This is a genomic window from Microcoleus sp. A6-C6 (assembly GCF_036705955.1).
Classification (GTDB): Bacteria; Cyanobacteriota; Cyanobacteriia; order Cyanobacteriales; family Microcoleaceae; genus Microcoleus.
In genome coordinates, this window is sequence record NZ_JAUBVR010000015.1 from 1 (window position 1) to 16,051 (window position 16,051).

The window sequence follows — 16,051 nt, forward strand, 5'->3', positions numbered from 1 at the left end:
CTCCCCTCAGCTTCCTGGGTTTTGGGGCGGTATTTGTTGCATCCGCCGTGGCTGGGAGGACGTTAAGCGTGCGATCGCAAACCTCCTTCTACAAACACAATTCACTCTCATTTAACGATACAGTAGGGACAATAGCTCAAGAGATTTAGCCCAAAGGAGGCTGAATATGTCTGATGAACAAGTAGAGCGCATCATAGTGACTGTTGACGACCAACACTTATCGGTAATTCAATCTGTTGTCACTGCCAACCGAGTCGGCGGGAATGAAAGTCAATGGGGTGCTACCTGTGACTGGCATCATTACTGGAGAAGTTTCTCAGTCGAAACTAGAAGGACTAAAGAGTGTAACGGGCGTTGCTAACGTTGAGAGCGATGGAGAAATACAGGCAATTTAAACCAATCATTTAGAGGTTAGTAAATCCAGTTTTGCTAAGCCCAAATAGCGGACGCCTTCGGGAGTTACATCAAACCGGCAAGGCAAAACTTCGACACCTTCACTCATAGCTTGTCTGAACAATTCTCCGTAAAGGCGATCGGCACTATCTCCCGGAGCAAAATCCGTACAATCCCCGCGATTAATAAAATACAGCATTACAGCCCTCGAACCCTGCCGTACTACTTCGATCAATTCTCTCAAATGTTTCTGTCCTCTCTCCGTCACTGTATCAGGAAATAGAGCTAATGTATCTTTGACCCAAGTTGTATTTTTAACTTCCAGAAAAATCGGTTTTTCCTCACCAGTCAGCCAAAAATCAACTCGACTTTTATTGTCTTTTCCATAAACAACTTCCGGCTTAATCGCAGTATAATTGCCCAAATCGGGAAACAATCGCAATTCCAAAGCTAATTTAACTACTCGATTTGGCAGCCCAGTATTAACTCCCACCCAAGTTGGCACAGTATCGCAAACCTTAATTAATTCCCAAGTATAAGCTAACTTGCGTTTGGGATTGTCGCTGGGAGATACTAGGACTGGATTGCCGGGAATCAAAACACCAGTCATCGGGCCAGTATTCGGACAGTGAGCGGTGATGATTTCTCCCGAATCTAGTTCGATTTCGGCGAAAAATCGCTTGTACCGCTTGATGAGAGTTCCGGGTAAAAGAGGAGGATATTTGTAAATTAAGTTAGTCATTAGTCAGTTGGCAGTTGGCAGTTGGTGGTTGGCAGTTGCAAATTGTACTATACAAATTTTTATCTTCTTTTATCAACTCATTTATCTCATCATTTAAAGGCTAATTTGTCTTACTTTTCATCAACTGTTTCATCTGCGCTTTAAAAGCTTCCACCAGTTCGGGACTAGCTTGGGTTTTTTGCCAAGAAGGGCGGGAATTTAGCCGATCGCACCAAGCCTGCAATTTGGGGTAATTTTCCAAAGACAGACCTAGTTCGGGCAGCCAAGGCACGGAAACGCCAGCTACAACATCCGCGAGGGTAATCGTGTTGCTACCAAAAAAAGGTGTATCGCCCAACAACTCCTCAAAAAACCGCAGTACCGTCGCCACTTGCTGCCCAGCTTTTTCCAGCTTTTCCGGGTCGCCTGCGCCGCCGAAAGTCTGGCGTACCAAAGGACTCATTGCCGGTGACAATTCGTTGACTGTGACCATTTGTACCATGCGGGCGATCGCCAAATCCTGAGCATTCTTCGGCAATAGTGCGATCGCCGGATACTTAGCTTCCAGATAATCAAGAATAGCCAGAGTTTCTATTAAATGAAAATCACCATCAGCCAAAACCGGAACGTGGTGAAAAGGGCTAATAGCCAAAAAATCTGGTTGAAACTGATCCCCGTTTAATTGAAGTGGCACTAACTCAAACTCAATCTCCTTTTCCAGCAAAACAATCCAGACGCGGCGAGAATTAGTAGAGAGCGGATTATAATAAAGTTTCAGCAAAATCAAATCTCCTAATGGTCAAATTACTAAACTCTTGGTAGTTATTAGACTATACGCTTGGGTTAGCAGTTGTCATTTCGAGGAACGAAGCAATCGCAGTGTCTATTTTTCACATCGTTTTATTGACCGGACGCTCTTAACTGAACCGTATTGAGTTACTAGAGCGAATTAACGCCCAAAAATCATAGCACGAAACCCAGACACATAGAAAAAATCTGAATTCATGTTATGATTTTCCAGATTTGCTATTAAACTTAGTGAAGCCTTTTAGCACTAGCGTTAGTAACCATTTGTGTCTGAAACCCAGAAGCCCTCTCGTTCCCTAGCAGGGATTGCCGGCATTGTCGCAGTCGCCACTCTGATTAGCAAAGTCTTTGGATTGGTGCGCCAAATTGCGATCGCAGCAGCCTTTGGAGTCGGTGTCGCCGTCGATGCCTACAACTACGCCTACGTCATCCCCGGTTTCCTATTTATTTTGCTGGGAGGTATTAACGGGCCATTTCACAGCGCCATAGTCAGCGTTTTAGCCCGCCGCGACAAAAAAGAAGCTGCACCCTTAGTCGAAACTATCACCACCTTAGTCGGCGGCATATTGCTGTTGGTAACAATCGCTTTAATTATTTTTGCAGATCAGGCGATCGATTTGGTAGCACCGGGATTAAATAGAACAGCAGAAGGTTTAGAAATCAAAGCAATTGCCGTCCAACAATTTCGGATTATGGCACCGATGGCATTACTTTCAGGCTTAATCGGCATTGGTTTCGGCACTCTCAACGCCGCCGATATGTATTGGCTTCCTTCGATTAGCCCTTTATTTTCCAGCGTTGCACTTGTCGGCGGTTTGGGGATTCTCGCACTGCAACTCGGAGACAAAATTACTCAGCCAAAATATGCACTAATGGGCGGCTTAGTGTTAGCTTGGGGAACCCTCGCCGGAGCAATTTTGCAGTGGTTGGTGCAACTGGTGGCGCAGTGGCGGGCGGGCTTGGGAAAATTGCGTTTGCGGTTTAATTTTAAACGCCCCGGAGTACAAGAAGTAATTAAGGTGATGGTTCCTGCTACCTTGTCATCGGGAATGCTGCAAATTAATGTCTATACTGACCTATTTTTCGCATCGTACATCCCTCAAGCTGCATCTGCAATGGGCTACAGCGGCTTGTTGATAATGACTCCTTTAGGAATTGTTTCTAATGTAATTTTAGTACCATTTTTGCCAATTTTTTCTCGCCTTGCCGAACCCAAAGACTGGCCGGAATTAAAAGATAAAATTCGTCAAGCTTTAATTTTGACCGGGATTACGATGCTACCGCTAAGTGCTTTAATGCTAACACTTGCCGGGCCGATCGTCCGCGTTGTTTACGAACGCTATGCTTTTAATCAGTCAGCTTCCCAGTTTGTCACGCCGGTATTGATGGCTTACAGTATTGGAATGTTTGTTTATTTGGCCCGCGATGTTTTGGTACGGGTATTTTACGCTTTAGGAGATGGAGAAACCCCTTTTCGCGTCAGTATTATCAATATCTTTTTGAACGGACTTCTGGATTATTTGTTAGTAGGAGCTTTCGGCGCGCCCGGATTAGTTTTGGCGACGGTGGGAGTGAATCTGGTTTCGATGATTATGTTTTTGTACTTATTAGATAAAAAGCTGGGTGGCTTGCCCTGGGGGGAGTGGAGTTTGCCATTTCTGGGGTTAGCTTGTGGAAGTTCTCTCACTGCTTTCGTGTCTTTGGCTACTCTGCAAGGCTGTCAAAGAGTTTTGGGTACTGAAGGGTTGGTAATTCAATTAGTGCAGTTGAGTGTGGCAAGTTTCGCGGGGTTGGGAGTTTTTGCCATTTTTGTGAGTCAGATGAAGTTGCCGGAAGTTGATATGTTTGTCGATCGCATTCGCGGCCGTTTTGGTAAAAAATAAAATTTAAGGGGGCGGATTAAGCATGAAATACCAGACATAGCGCCCACAATCCACGCACAAAACCCGCCCTTTACTTTACATCTTCCGCTGAAATTCCTCAAGCACATCCATCAAATGAACCAGAGACTGCATCGGAATCAAATCTGCCAGCGGCACTTCCCGCTTACCACCGCCCAACTTAACTGAAATACCTTGCAAAACTTGTCCAACTTTGTCATCATCTAAATTGCCATCTGCCATCATCGGGTAAAGTTGTTCGGCAACCACCGTATGCAGGTGAGCATCTCTCAGATACAAATGCCACTTAGCAATGTCAATGTAGACATTTTCGCCGATTTCGGCTGCTAAGGATTCGATCGCCAGCGTAGTATTAGCCATATTAAAAAAGAAACTTATTTGTTATCAATCAAAACAGTTAACAAATCGCCGATAACTCCCTTCAGCCAGAATCTTTGGTGAGGGGCGAATAATTGGCGATCGCAAAAATGAAAATTGCGTGGGCTAAAACTACTAGAGCCCAGACACCCGTTACTGTAACTGCCCAAGGCCAATCAGCCTTTTGCAAATTTTGAACAAACCACAAACCAGAATTGGTAGCAGAAAAAAGACCGACGTGAATCGCAAAATTCATGCGATCGTCTAATTGGCGGTACTCTGGGTCTTGGCGATCGGGTTTGCGGGGCCAACGAGGAGGCATAGTTTTTCACTTGATGTTAGTAGTTCTCTGCCTATTTTAATCATAAGTGCAGCTTTTTGAATTCTGCATCCCTCTCAAGACAGGAAATTTAGTCCTCTAAATTTTCATAGTCTCCTGACTTGCCACCACTTTTGCTGATCAGTCGAATCGATTCAATGACGATCGACTTTTCCAAAGCCTTAGCCATATCGTACAGAGTCAGCGCCGCGATCGAAACCGCCGTCAGCGCCTCCATTTCCACCCCAGTTTCCCCCTTAATTTTCACCGTCGCCCGAATTTGATATCCCGGCAACCCAGCATCCGGAATCACCTGCACTTCCACGCTGCTAATGGGCAAAGGGTGACACAGAGGAATCAGATTAGCCGTCTGCTTCGCGGCCATAATTCCAGCCAGCCTTGCAGTACCCAACACATCACCTTTCGGCGCATTCCCGGCTTGAATCGCAGCGAATGTCTCCGGCAGCATCCGTACCCGCGCCGCAGCCACAGCTTGCCGCACAGTTGCCACTTTCGCCGAAACGTCCACCATTTGAGCTTCCCCGCTGTTGTCGAGGTGAGTTAGCTGCGCGCGATCGGGCAATTTAGAAAAAGTTTCGGAAATGTCTTGCATTATTTTGAGAATGGTGTTAGTGTTAGATTCTGTGCGGGACAGAGATTGTTCAATTTTAGATTAAATCTGAAATTTTAACTCTTAAAGCAACAGTAAAAACAACACGGGCTTGTAGCTTAGTTGGATAGAGTGCATGGCTACGAACCATGAGGTCGGGGGTTCGAATCCCTCCAAGCCCATTATCAAAAGCGACGCATCCTACAATATTTTGTAGGGTGCGTTGTTGTTTAAAATTGCAAAGTGCGATCGACAATAGACCAATACTTTTCAGTTAGAATTGTCCGCAGAGAGGAACGAAGCAATCGCAGAGTCTATTTTTCACATTGCTTTTACTCGCTTGACGGTCTGATCTAAACTGTATCGGACAATAGACAAGATTGCAAAAATAGCTAGGATGGGCAAGATGCCCGAAGAAACAAGATTTTTGTGGGATGGGCCGGAGAGCCCGTCCCCATCCTGTCACTCATTCAAAGCATAAACATCTTTGCCACGCCCGATCGCAAATCTCATCGAATGAGACAAATCCTTGCTACACCGAGTAGTGAAAATCAACAAAGCCAAGACAGCAAGTCCCGCAGCCAAACCAAACATATTTCTGTAACCGACTTGTTCAGCCACAAAGCCCAAAGTCGGGCCAGCCAGCGCAATCCCCAAATCAAATCCGCCAATACAAAGCGAAAACAATCTGCCTCTTTCTTGAGGTTCGCACCTGTCTGACATCAGCGTCACCATCATCGGCATAACAGTACCGCCCGCCGTACCTTCAAACAAAGCTGCCAGTAAAAAAGCATTGCTGGTATTAGCAAAATACAACAATAACATCGACACAGAATAACAGATTAAGCCGCCAGAAATAAACAAACCGCGCCCGTATTTGTCCGAAGCCCGCCCCGTCAACAACCGCACACCGAAACTAGCCACAGCCGCCGTAGAATAAAATAATCCCGGATTCAAATTAACCTGAGTTTCTTGGATAAACAAAGGCATGAAAGTGCTCAAAGTTCCAAATATCAAACCAACCAGCAATAACACCAAAGCCGGAATCCTCACCCTGGGATTCCACAGCATTTGCCAGTATTTTTGGGTATTTTTGTCCTCAGATAGCGAGTCATACTTTGTTAACTCAGCAAAATTTGGTTCCGCAATTTTGGTGGTAATAAATAAAGCTATTGTGGCGAAAGCCGCCGACATCGCAAACAAAGCTGAATAACCAACCCCAGCTTGCACAAATCCACCAATCGCCGGACCAAATGCCAAACCGATAGGACTTACCAAACTCATGTAACCGATTAATTCGCCCCGCTTTCCTGGTGGCGACAAATCTGTGACCAAAGCACTGTAAGCTGTAGTAAAAGCGGCGATACTAATCCCATGAAAAGCCCGAAGAACTAACAGTAAGGGGACAGATTGAGCGAACACGTAGCCGATGGGGGCAAGTGCAGCCACTGACACGCCTAGCAGCAAAACTTGTTTTCGCCCCCGGCTGTCGGCTATTTTACCCAACTGTGGTCTCGATAGCAAAAGCCCGATCGCAAATGCACCCATCACAAAGCCAATTTGCTGTTTTGTACCGCCCACAGATTGAACATAAAGTGGCAAAGTTGGCAGCAGCGAAGCCAAACTACACCAGAATAGCAAGCCTGCGGTAAATAAAATCAGCAAGCTGCGTTTGCGTTGGGGTTCGATGTCCCTAAAAATATTCAAGATGCAAATTCCCTTTGTATAGCAGTGGACAGTTGACAGTGGACCGTGGACAGTTGCATAACGGGAATCAAACCATTAATGCAGTACGGGTATCGGCTCTATTCATGAAGTTATTTATGTCCTCACCGATGTGGCGGTTGCTATACTTTATGATTACCCATTACCAATTACCCATTACCAATTACCCATTACCAATTACCAATTACCCATTACCCATTACCAATTCACTAACTTGAGAATTGCCATATCTCCCACTGTCAACTGTCAACTATCAACTGTCCACTGTCAGTTTCACCATTCAACTTCTGCCCTTTCCTCCAGTACCCGTTGATACACCCACTCAGTTTCCATCGCCAACTTCGGCCAACTAAAGCGGCGTTCCAAATCTTCATAAGCATTGTCAACCAACCACCGCCCGTAACCCGGATTTTTCAGCACTTCCAAAATTCCCCAAGCCAAAGAATCCCGATTATTGGCCTCAGTAACAACGCCAGTTTTAGTATGCTGCACCACCTCCGGCAAGCCGCCCGCATTCGACACCACCACCGGCACCCTAGCAGCAAAGCTTTCTAACGCCACAATCCCAAAAGGTTCATAAAGACTGGGGAAAACCGCGCAGTCAGCCACCGTCTGGAATTTGTCTAGATGTTCCTCAAACATGAAGCCCGTAAAATAACACTTATGCCAAATTCCTAAATTCCAAGCCAAAAGTTTGAGATGATCTGTATTGCCGCCACCAACAATTACTATTTTGGCTTTCCCCCCCATTTCCCAAATAACTTTAGGTGCAGCATTCAGAAATACAGCAATGCCTTTTTCATAGCTAATTCTTCCTACATAATAAACTATTTTTTCGTCATCGGCTGCAAACTGGCGACGGAAACCCATCGCGTCAAATTCGTTTCTGCGGGGCTTTTTTTCTGACCTAATTCCATTGTAAATTACCTCTATTTTGTTCCAGGGAGTCGATAGTACCCGTTCGGCTTCCCGCCGCATATAATCGCTGCACACAATTACTCGCCAAGAATTGTAAGCTAGGCTATTTTCCTTGGAGTTGATGTAGCGTTGTCCGTCATTGTGGATGCCGTTGAATCGCCCGTATTCGGTGGCGTGGATGGTGGCAATTAGGGGTACTTTAAAGGTATGCTTGAGGGCGATCGCCGCATCTCCCACTAACCAATCGTGAGCGTGGATCAGATCGAAGGGGCCTTCTTCCAGCATCAGTTTGCCACCTTGGTGGCCCATGCTTTGGTTGAGGTTCGCCACCCAGTGAAAAAAGTCCCTGGCGTGTCCCACAACCACCCGATGCACGTGTATTCCTTCCACCACTTCGTACATCGGCGCGTGGCCGAACTCTACTGTAATTAAATGAATCGAGTGGCCCAGCTTCACTAATTCTGGATACAGTTCCGATACGTGGCGGGCGATACCGCCTACTATTCTGGGAGGAAACTCCCACGCCAATACCAAAATTTTCATTTTTTCCCCCTCACAAAAATTTATAAATCTTTATGTGTATTGTTGACTACTTTATTGTATAATAACCAGCCTGAAATTTTGGTAGATCGCAAATTTATGCGTGAAGGCTGACATTTGGCAGCAACCAGGACGGAAAATTATGCAGAAACCGGGTTTTTGCAGGCAATTGCTCGATCGCCCGAAACTAAAATATTTGGGCTACACCGTCAGTTTCGGGCGATCGCGCACCGCTACCCTTGCTTCAAAATCGGCTCCAATTCACGGCGAAAACTAGCCCAACCAGCCACCGATGCAGAGTCAGACACAGCACCCTTACGCATCAAAATCGCGCCGTCTTCAAAGCCAACAATGCCATACTCGCCCGATTTCGATAGTCGATCGATCTGCGGGACGATCGCCTGCAACTGTCCCCGTTCCCGGCGAAACGCAGCCTGATACTGCTGCAACTGCCACATATCGGCAATCACATATTCCATTTTCACCGCTTTCCCAGCATCATTCCGCAGTTCAAACATCGGAAACCGGAGAATTTCGCGGCGGCTTGACAAAATCGGCACAATAGTATTCGTTGCAGCCACGCTAGCATCAGCAGGAATTTCAGCCAACAGCGGCCGGACTTGAGAAACGTGCTGCCACTGTCTGATCAGAGGAACCTGCACCCAAGGGGCGATCGCATCCGGTAAAATAAACGAAAAAGTCCGATTTGGGTTAGACGTGAAGGTAAAAAATAGCGATAAGCAGATGCAAAACCCCCAAAAGCGGCGAAACTTTGAAGACGAAGGGAAAGGCAAAACGGCATTCGGAAAACGCAAGATTGTTTGTTCTCCCCTTTTAATTTTATCCTCTTCCTTTTGGCGCCCGGCCCACCACAGGATCGCCCCATAAAACAGCCCAGGAACCACAGTCATCGCATAGCGAATATTAATCGCCAGCACCGACTCTCCTTTCGCTGAAAATAGCTTCAGCAGCGGAAATCCCGCAATCATCCAAGACGCAGGCGCTACCGCCGGAACCAAAGCTAATGGCAACCACTGACCCAGTAGGTATTTAATCTTACCAAAAAACGGCGTAAATAGTTCACCTACCAACCGCCCAGGATTGCTAACCATTCCCCAAAGAATTTCCAGAGTCGAAGCTTCATCCCCATCGGCATATTGGCCGAAGCGTTCCATCATAAACCGCTGGGATATGTCAGCCGAAAACAAAGGCATAATCAGATTAGTCAGAACGATCATGTAACCAAAACTGAGCGCGCACACAGCCAAGCCAGTTAGAGGATAGCGTCGGCTCAAAATTAGATAAACTCCCACGCCAAATAAAACAACTCCCCCATCTTCTCGCACCGCCAAAATTAAAGTTGCCAGAATCCCAAACAACGGCCACCAGCGCTTTTCCATCGCCAGCAGCAAGCTAAAAACAAAAAGCGGAATTTGACAAACATCGTGAAAATTGCCCAAAGTCGGGCCGATGACTGCGTTAGCACAGTAATAGCTGACAACAATTGTCGCTGACAACCGTGGTTCCAGATAGTGTCTGGCGAGAGCATAGAGCACTCCTCCCGCCGCCGTAATTAAAGTCACCTGTAACACCGTCAAAGTGACAGGCGAGGGAAACAGCGAGTAAATTGGCAGCCACAGCATTAGCGCTGGGGTGAAATGCTGCCCCAGCCGGTGATAAGACACTTCCGGGAGTTCGTTGTGATGAACGACATTGGTGGACAAAGCCGAAGAGAGGGAACTCTCAAACAAGTGACCACGAGTGCCATTCCAAAAAAGTTGATTGAAAATACCTTGGTCGTATGTAGCGTAAAAGTTGTAGTAGCGATGCAGTGTCAGCAATAGGCATAGCACAAAAAAGGCGATCGCCACTTGAACCACCACCCGCAGCGACTCATTTTTCTTCCAGTTCAAAAATACCATTCGCCCGCCGTAATGAAATCATCGGACAATAGCATAAATCTAAAGGAAGTATTAAATTAAAGTAGAAGTGAAATAACTCGGCTCGGCAATGGTCAATTATTTTCACCAGATCGAAAAGCTCAACAGCGTCCATCCGACATCCGGCACCAGCGACACCGACTGTTCTCCCGAACAGCCGGCCAATCCTGCACCGCTTTTACAGCTTTTGCTGTTCGTAGACAAGCGTCCCTCTTCTAGGGAAAAGACCAGACACATCCGCAAGTCCCTACAGGATTTGAAGGCAGAGTGCGACTTTGAGCTTCAAGTCATCGATGTAGGAGAACAGCCTGATTTAGCCGAACACTTTAAACTTGTAGCCACTCCCTCGCTGCTCAAAATTCATCCTGAACCGCGACAAACTCTCGCCGGCAGCAATTTGATCGCCCAACTCGAACACTCGTGGCCCCGCTGGAAGCGTTCTGTAGAAGAATACACAGCCCAGCAGCAGTCGGCCCTAGCTCTGGCGGTAGCTCAGGCAGACCCAAAACCAATCTATTCCGTTGCTTCCGCCACCGAGCTCGTACAGCTTGCGGATGAAGTTTTTCGGCTCAAACAGGAAAAAGAACACCTGCAAGAGCAGTTGCAGTTGAAAGACCGGATTATTGCGATGCTGGCTCACGATTTGCGTAATCCCTTGACAGCCGCATCTTTGGCTTTGGAGACTTTGGAGTCAAATCAGAAGGTGAAGGAGGGGCAAAAGTCTCGTTTGACACCGACTCTGGCGGCTCATTTGATGAAACAAGCCCGTCGCCAAATCCGCATTGTCGATCGCATGATTACAGATATCCTGGAAGCAGCGCGAGGTACAAACGCTCAACTCCACATTCAACCAAAAAAAATCGAACTGGGGGCGATTTGTCAAGATGTAATCCTGCAATTTCAAGACAAATTTCAGGCGAAAAGTCTCAACTTGGAAACAGACATTCCCACAGATTTGCCCTTGGTTTATGCCGATCCCGATCGCATGAAACAAGTGATTACCAACCTACTCGACAACGCCAGCAAGTACACGCCAGAGCAAGGAACTGTTAATCTTTCAATTCTTCACCGTACCGCTTACAAAATTCAAGTCAGCATTTGCAACAGTGGCCCGGGAATTCCTGAAGAAGATTGCACGAGCATTTTTGAAGATAGCTTTCGCTTGCAGCGAGATAAATCAAAAGACGGTTACGGCATTGGACTGTCTCTGTGTCAAGGCATTATCCGCGCCCACTACGGTCAAATTTGGGTAGACTCTGTACCCGATCGAGGCACTTGTTTTCACTTTACTCTGCCCGTCCAAAAATAAAAGTTAACTGTCAGTTGTCAGTTAACAGTTGTCAGTTGACAGTAGCAACCGCGCCCGACGGTTAGGACGTTCTTAATTGCTAAAACCCTTGCTTTTATTCCTTTTATTGCTTCTTCCTTCTTCCTTCTTCCTTCTTCCTTCTTCCTTCTGCTATACAGTTCAACTCGATCGCAGTGCAGCGATAATCTGTTCGTTGGCTTTGGGAAAAGTAAACTGGTCAATTTCGTCGAGTGTTACCCAGCGAATTTCATCGCATTCGATCGTTTGCGGTTCCCCGCTGACGTGGCGGCAGTGGTGGACGTAGAGCCTAACTGTAAATTTAGTATAGTCGTGGTCAATTGTAATCAGGCGATCGCCCACTTCGACGACAATCCCCAACTCCTCCATAATTTCCCGTTGTATGCAAGCTTCGACGGTTTCCCCAGGCTCTACTTTACCCCCCGGAAACTCCCAGAAACCGCCGTGCAGTCCGTGTTGTCGGCGTTTGTCAATCAAAATTTGTTGGCGATCATTCCAGATCACAGCAACGCCGATAACTTTGTGGATCAAGGGAGTAATAGACATATTTGGAAACTGGTAATTGCTAATTGGTAATTGCTAATTGGTAATTGCTAATTTAGTAATAATATCAACAATTATTCAATTATTTAATAAATCAACAATCTATAACAATCGCCACAGGGGTGAGGACATAAATAACCTCATGAATAGATCCGAGATCCCATAGCATCAACCGTTTGATTTCCGTACTGTGCAACCCAACTATCGGCAAGCTATCAACTGTCAACTGTCAACTGTCCACTGTCAACTGCTATAAAATCTAAAATATTAAGCCCCCATCTTACGAAGGGGGCTTGACATTTGTACAACTTAAATGTTAATAATCGACTAATCTTCCGAGCCGTGTCTCTCACTGGCTTGTATAGACTTTTCAAAAGTCATGCGCTGTTCGGCATTTTTGAGAAAATAACCACTAATCATAGCCGAGGCGAGCAATCTACCCAAATGTTCGCGACTGGTAGTTACTGTCACCCCGAAGTGTTCCGAAGGCAAATTCCCCAAGAGTCCGACAATATTTCGCTCCATTACTTGAAACACTTCATGAGAAGTCGGTTTAGACAACTGAGAAACAGTGTCGGGAGCCATTGACTGCACGTATTGCCATAATAAATTGGCATTTTCTCCATCTTCTTCAAAGAATTCTGGGGATTTATTAGATGAATTACTCACGAGTACCTCCGTTTCAGAGACAGCTTGTTATTTTAGATGCGGGCGGTGAAATTAAATAACCCTTACCTGATCCGATCGCTGTTGATCTTTATTACTAAGTATTTACTAATGTAGCAGGACAGTCGCAGCAACCAAGTGGGCACAACCGAATCAAAGGCGGCGGTTTTTACTATTTTAGATTGGGGAAGGGCGATCGGGACACACCCGATCGCACAATCCCGAATCTAGCTAGCTGGCGAGATAATCGTTGATATCTTGCTTGCGCTTGCGGAGTTTGGTCAAAGCTTCCCGTTCGATTTGCCGCACCCGTTCCCGACTGATGTTGAGTCGATCGCCTATTTTTGCCAAAGTTAAGGTTTGACCGTCTTCTAAACCGAACCGCAAGGCTAGCACATCTCGCTGTTGCTGAGTCAGTTCCGCCATCAGTTGGTCTAAGTCAGTCCGCAGGGAAGATTGCAAGGCAAAATCTTCTGGAGTAGTACCCGTATCTTCCAACAAATCCCCCAACTCAGTATCTTGATTGTCTCCCACGCGCAAGTCCAGGGAAAGTGGTAGGCGCGCGCGATCGAGATATTCGCGAATTTGCTTGGGAGTCAAATCTAACTCGGCAGCCAACTCGGCAGAAGTAGCCGCGCGGCCGAGCTCTTGAGCTAGCTGGCGCTGAGCTTTTTTAATTTTGTTGAGTTTTTCGGTAATGTGGATCGGCAGGCGGATGGTGCGACCTTTTTCGGCGATCGCCCGCGTAATTGCCTGACGAATCCACCAATAAGCATAAGTTGAAAATCTGTAGCCCTTTGTAGGGTCAAATTTTTCGACTCCCCGCTGCATCCCGATCGTCCCTTCCTGAATGAGGTCGAGTAAATCTACGTTGCGCTTGATATATTTTTTGGCGACAGACACTACCAGGCGGAGATTTGCTTCCACCATTTGGCGCTTTGCCCTGTCCCCGTGGTCGATCGTCCGCTGCAACTGTGCCTCAGACAGCCCGACTGCCTGTGCCCATTCAGCCGCCGTCGGGTCGCGGCCTAACTCTTCGGCTAAAATCTTTTTCTCCTGATGCAGTGCCGCCGATCGCTGTACCTGTTTCCCGTAGAGTATTTCTTGCTCATGGGTCAACAAGGGAACGCGGCCGATTTCCCGCAAGTAAGCACGAACAGAATCTGTATCTGAGGACTTAAGAGTTTTCATGAGCTTTTCCCGCTGAGGATCTTTGCCTCTAAAGGTTTGCGACTACCGCAAACCTTTAGTTTTAGTAAGGAAGGAAAGCGGGCGGGGATTTGCGCTTTCCTTCCATTTAAAGAGGCTTCGTTTTATGGTAGCTAGCTGCTACTCCCACTCAGCACCGTCTCAGGTTAGGTTTTGGTTGGGGGGTGCAAAATACTACTTGTGTTAAGAATCTTAACATTTGTGAGAGCGCTTGGCTACATTTCTTCACATTTATTTCTTGCAAGCCTGCACTGTTGGTACGAGAGTACCGGCAAACTAGCTTCACAGTTGCATCGTATTCAACAAAATCCCGGAAATATCAGAGAGGGAAATGGGGGAATGACAGGTGTAAGTTTTTTGCAAAAAAAAACTGCAAACCTAGATATTGCAACGGTTTTAAGCTTTGGTTTCGCACAAATTTTAAACTTTTATGGGATAAGACGTTTACCAAAAAACCTACACCAGTCAGGATCTGGTGAGGGGGAGATGAGGAGTTTAAACCAGAGCGGTTTCTGGAACGGCAATTTTCCCCATACCAATATTTTCCCTTTGGTGGCGGCAACCGGCGCTCTATTGGCATGGGATTTGCTCAGTAAGTAATCGCTGACAAATTTTCTGACTGTTTAGGTGTTATGTACCATAAATTTGGACAGATGCTATAGTTTATTATTAAAACAAAGAATTTTAAAATAAATAAAAAATGCCCTACAACAAACTGCCTGAAGGCCCCGAAACATCCCCCTTAAGACAGACATTCCAGTGGATGACTAAACCTCTGGAATATATGGAAGCCTGTTCCCAAAGCTATGGTGATATTTTCACCCTCCGCATTGGCCCTGTTTTTACGCCTCAAGTATTCGTTAGCAACCCCCAGGCAATTCAGGAGATTTTTAGCACCGATCCCAAACAATTAGACTCTGGGGAATCGGCGGGTATTAAATCGCCTTTGTTGGGACAGCAATCAATGCTTGCTCTGGCGGGGGAACCGCACCAACGCCAGCGCAAGCTGTTGACTCCTCCCTTGCATGGAGAACGGATGCGGGCTTATGGTGAGTTAATTGCTGATATCACTCAGCAAGTGACGGCGCAATGGGCGATCGGCGCACCTTTTTCAGTCCTTTCTTCCATGCAAGAAATCTCCTTTCAGGTGATTTTAAAAGCTGTATTTGGTCTGGAGGAAGGGCTACGTTATGAAAAACTTAAAGAACTTCTGATCGAAATACTGAATCCAAAACAACCTTTTGTGATGGGATTAATGCTACTTTTTCCGTCATTACAACAGGATTTAGGCGCGTGGAGTCCTTGGGGAAAGTTCATAGTGTTAAAGCAGCAAATTGACGATCTAATCTATGCTGAAATTCAGGAACGCAAAGCACAACCAGATCCCTCTCGGACTGATATTTTGTCTTTGATGATGGCGGCTCGTGATGAAGCTGGTGAAGCGATGACGAATGTGGAATTACGCGATGAGTTGATTACCCTCTTAGCTGCGGGTCACGAAACTACGGCGACTTCTTTGGCCTGGGCATTATACTGGATTCACTATCTGCCAGAAGTACGCGAGAAACTGCTGCAAGAATTAGATTCCCTGGGTGAAAATCCAGATTCTAATGCCATTTTAAAGCTGCCCTATTTGAATGCTGTTTGCCAAGAAACACAGCGTCTTTACCCAGTAGTAATGTTGGCATTAAATCGAGTTGTGAAATCACCTTTAGAAATCATGGGGTATTGTTTAGAACCAGGTACTTTGGTAATTCCCTGTATTTATCTCACCCATCATCGGGAAGATTTATATCCTGAGCCAAAACAGTTTAAACCAGAACGTTTTTTAGAGCGTCAATTTGCCACCTATGAGTATTTTCCCTTTGGCGGCGGCAATCGGCGCTGTATTGGCATGGCATTTGCCCAATTTGAAATGAAAGTGGTGCTGGCAAAAGTTTTATCTAGTTGGCAGATGGAACTTGCAAATACTAAGCCTGTGCAGCCGGTTCGTGGGGGCTTTCTATTAAGACCGTCAGAAGGTGTTAAGATGGTTGCAAATGGGATGCGATCCTAAAATCAGGGAATTCTCAAAA

General features: G+C 46.2%; 17 protein-coding genes, 1 tRNA gene and 1 pseudogene. 7 read left to right on the forward strand and 12 right to left on the reverse strand.

Features of this window, described 5'->3' with window-relative positions; translation table 11 throughout:
- The first annotated feature begins 236 nt into the window (after positions 1-236).
- Complete coding sequence (locus QUB52_RS08775; RefSeq protein ID WP_332972745.1) at positions 237-395, forward strand: hypothetical protein; 159 nt, start codon at positions 237-239, stop codon at positions 393-395.
- 5 nt (positions 396-400) lie between these two features.
- Here QUB52_RS08775 and sfsA read toward each other — a convergent pair whose 3' ends face one another.
- A complete protein-coding gene (gene sfsA, locus QUB52_RS08780) occupies positions 401-1,135 on the reverse strand; it encodes a DNA/RNA nuclease SfsA (protein WP_332972744.1) in 735 nt (244 codons plus the stop codon).
- A 100-nt stretch (positions 1,136-1,235) separates the two neighbouring features.
- Positions 1,236-1,895: a glutathione S-transferase family protein gene (locus QUB52_RS08785; protein ID WP_332972742.1), complete on the reverse strand. Its 660-nt coding sequence runs from the start codon at positions 1,893-1,895 to the stop codon at positions 1,236-1,238.
- A gap of 292 nt (positions 1,896-2,187) precedes the next feature.
- On the opposite strand from QUB52_RS08785, the gene murJ reads away from it, so the two are divergent.
- Positions 2,188-3,804, forward strand: a complete 1,617-nt coding sequence (gene murJ / locus QUB52_RS08790) for a murein biosynthesis integral membrane protein MurJ (RefSeq protein ID WP_265234710.1) — start codon at positions 2,188-2,190, stop codon at positions 3,802-3,804.
- Positions 3,805-3,879: 75 nt separating this feature from the next.
- On the opposite strand, the gene QUB52_RS08795 is transcribed toward murJ, so the two are convergent.
- The 3 genes from QUB52_RS08795 to moaC all read right to left on the reverse strand — a co-directional run bounded on the left by QUB52_RS08795 (position 3,880) and on the right by moaC (position 5,111).
- Complete coding sequence (locus QUB52_RS08795; RefSeq protein ID WP_265234709.1) at positions 3,880-4,182, reverse strand: DUF3181 family protein; 303 nt, start codon at positions 4,180-4,182, stop codon at positions 3,880-3,882.
- Positions 4,183-4,243: 61 nt separating this feature from the next.
- Positions 4,244-4,501 carry a 2TM domain-containing protein gene (locus QUB52_RS08800; RefSeq protein ID WP_265234708.1) on the reverse strand — a complete coding sequence of 86 codons (258 nt, stop codon included), beginning with the start codon at positions 4,499-4,501 and terminating at the stop codon, positions 4,244-4,246.
- A gap of 88 nt (positions 4,502-4,589) precedes the next feature.
- Positions 4,590-5,111, reverse strand: coding sequence for a cyclic pyranopterin monophosphate synthase MoaC (moaC, locus tag QUB52_RS08805; RefSeq protein ID WP_332972741.1), 522 nt, complete (start codon positions 5,109-5,111; stop codon positions 4,590-4,592).
- 105 nt (positions 5,112-5,216) lie between these two features.
- Here moaC and QUB52_RS08810 point away from each other — a divergent pair.
- Positions 5,217-5,290 (forward strand) — tRNA-Arg (locus tag QUB52_RS08810).
- A gap of 280 nt (positions 5,291-5,570) precedes the next feature.
- On the opposite strand, the gene QUB52_RS08815 is transcribed toward QUB52_RS08810, so the two are convergent.
- On the reverse strand, positions 5,571-6,815 hold the full coding sequence (locus QUB52_RS08815) for an MFS transporter (RefSeq protein WP_265234706.1): 1,245 nt from the start codon (positions 6,813-6,815) through the stop codon (positions 5,571-5,573).
- A gap of 291 nt (positions 6,816-7,106) precedes the next feature.
- Positions 7,107-8,294 carry a glycosyltransferase family 4 protein gene (locus QUB52_RS08820; protein WP_265234705.1) on the reverse strand — a complete coding sequence of 396 codons (1,188 nt, stop codon included), beginning with the start codon at positions 8,292-8,294 and terminating at the stop codon, positions 7,107-7,109.
- A gap of 100 nt (positions 8,295-8,394) precedes the next feature.
- On the opposite strand from QUB52_RS08820, the gene QUB52_RS08825 reads away from it, so the two are divergent.
- Positions 8,395-8,568, forward strand: a complete 174-nt coding sequence (locus QUB52_RS08825) for a hypothetical protein (protein ID WP_332972738.1) — start codon at positions 8,395-8,397, stop codon at positions 8,566-8,568.
- On the opposite strand, the gene QUB52_RS08830 is transcribed toward QUB52_RS08825, so the two are convergent.
- Positions 8,525-10,213 (reverse strand): DUF2079 domain-containing protein, encoded by a 1,689-nt coding sequence (locus QUB52_RS08830; protein WP_265234703.1) that lies wholly within the window; start codon positions 10,211-10,213, stop codon positions 8,525-8,527. The two genes, QUB52_RS08825 and QUB52_RS08830, sit on opposite strands and share 44 nt — an antisense overlap.
- 88 nt (positions 10,214-10,301) lie before the next feature.
- On the opposite strand from QUB52_RS08830, the gene QUB52_RS08835 reads away from it, so the two are divergent.
- Complete coding sequence (locus QUB52_RS08835) at positions 10,302-11,540, forward strand: histidine kinase (RefSeq protein WP_265234702.1); 1,239 nt, start codon at positions 10,302-10,304, stop codon at positions 11,538-11,540.
- A gap of 17 nt (positions 11,541-11,557) precedes the next feature.
- Here QUB52_RS08835 and QUB52_RS08840 read toward each other — a convergent pair whose 3' ends face one another.
- The 4 genes from QUB52_RS08840 to QUB52_RS08855 all read right to left on the reverse strand — a co-directional run bounded on the left by QUB52_RS08840 (position 11,558) and on the right by QUB52_RS08855 (position 13,958).
- Complete coding sequence (locus tag QUB52_RS08840; RefSeq protein WP_332972736.1) at positions 11,558-11,761, reverse strand: hypothetical protein; 204 nt, start codon at positions 11,759-11,761, stop codon at positions 11,558-11,560.
- Complete coding sequence (mutT, locus tag QUB52_RS08845) at positions 11,700-12,104, reverse strand: 8-oxo-dGTP diphosphatase MutT (protein ID WP_265234700.1); 405 nt, start codon at positions 12,102-12,104, stop codon at positions 11,700-11,702. Before mutT ends, QUB52_RS08840 begins: the two co-directional genes overlap by 62 nt.
- A gap of 324 nt (positions 12,105-12,428) precedes the next feature.
- Positions 12,429-12,770, reverse strand: coding sequence for a DUF760 domain-containing protein (locus QUB52_RS08850; protein WP_194009546.1), 342 nt, complete (start codon positions 12,768-12,770; stop codon positions 12,429-12,431).
- Positions 12,771-12,998: 228 nt separating this feature from the next.
- On the reverse strand, positions 12,999-13,958 hold the full coding sequence (locus QUB52_RS08855) for an RNA polymerase sigma factor, RpoD/SigA family (RefSeq protein ID WP_265234699.1): 960 nt from the start codon (positions 13,956-13,958) through the stop codon (positions 12,999-13,001).
- 506 nt (positions 13,959-14,464) lie between these two features.
- Here QUB52_RS08855 and QUB52_RS08860 point away from each other — a divergent pair.
- Both QUB52_RS08860 and QUB52_RS08865 read left to right on the forward strand, forming a co-directional pair.
- Positions 14,465-14,566 (forward strand): annotated as a pseudogene (locus QUB52_RS08860) (cytochrome P450); the annotation flags it as partial.
- 110 nt (positions 14,567-14,676) lie between these two features.
- Entirely contained in the window at positions 14,677-16,032 is a 1,356-nt protein-coding gene (locus tag QUB52_RS08865; RefSeq protein ID WP_265234698.1) for a cytochrome P450, read from the forward strand.
- Positions 16,033-16,051 lie beyond the last annotated feature (19 nt).

What these genes read in the sequence shown, in the direction of transcription:
- QUB52_RS08800 (WP_265234708.1), bottom strand. Translation starts at nt 4,501, where the DNA reads ATGCCTCCTCGTTGGCCCCGCAAACCCGATCGCCAAGACCCAGAGTAC.
- QUB52_RS08835 (WP_265234702.1), top strand. Translation starts at nt 10,302, where the DNA reads ATGGTCAATTATTTTCACCAGATCGAAAAGCTCAACAGCGTCCATCCG.
- QUB52_RS08855 (WP_265234699.1), bottom strand. Translation starts at nt 13,958, where the DNA reads ATGAAAACTCTTAAGTCCTCAGATACAGATTCTGTTCGTGCTTACTTG.
- sfsA (WP_332972744.1), bottom strand. Translation starts at nt 1,135, where the DNA reads ATGACTAACTTAATTTACAAATATCCTCCTCTTTTACCCGGAACTCTC.
- mutT (WP_265234700.1), bottom strand. Translation starts at nt 12,104, where the DNA reads ATGTCTATTACTCCCTTGATCCACAAAGTTATCGGCGTTGCTGTGATC.
- moaC (WP_332972741.1), bottom strand. Translation starts at nt 5,111, where the DNA reads ATGCAAGACATTTCCGAAACTTTTTCTAAATTGCCCGATCGCGCGCAG.
- QUB52_RS08795 (WP_265234709.1), bottom strand. Translation starts at nt 4,182, where the DNA reads ATGGCTAATACTACGCTGGCGATCGAATCCTTAGCAGCCGAAATCGGC.
- QUB52_RS08865 (WP_265234698.1), top strand. Translation starts at nt 14,677, where the DNA reads ATGCCCTACAACAAACTGCCTGAAGGCCCCGAAACATCCCCCTTAAGA.
- QUB52_RS08830 (WP_265234703.1), bottom strand. Translation starts at nt 10,213, where the DNA reads ATGGTATTTTTGAACTGGAAGAAAAATGAGTCGCTGCGGGTGGTGGTT.
- QUB52_RS08820 (WP_265234705.1), bottom strand. Translation starts at nt 8,294, where the DNA reads ATGAAAATTTTGGTATTGGCGTGGGAGTTTCCTCCCAGAATAGTAGGC.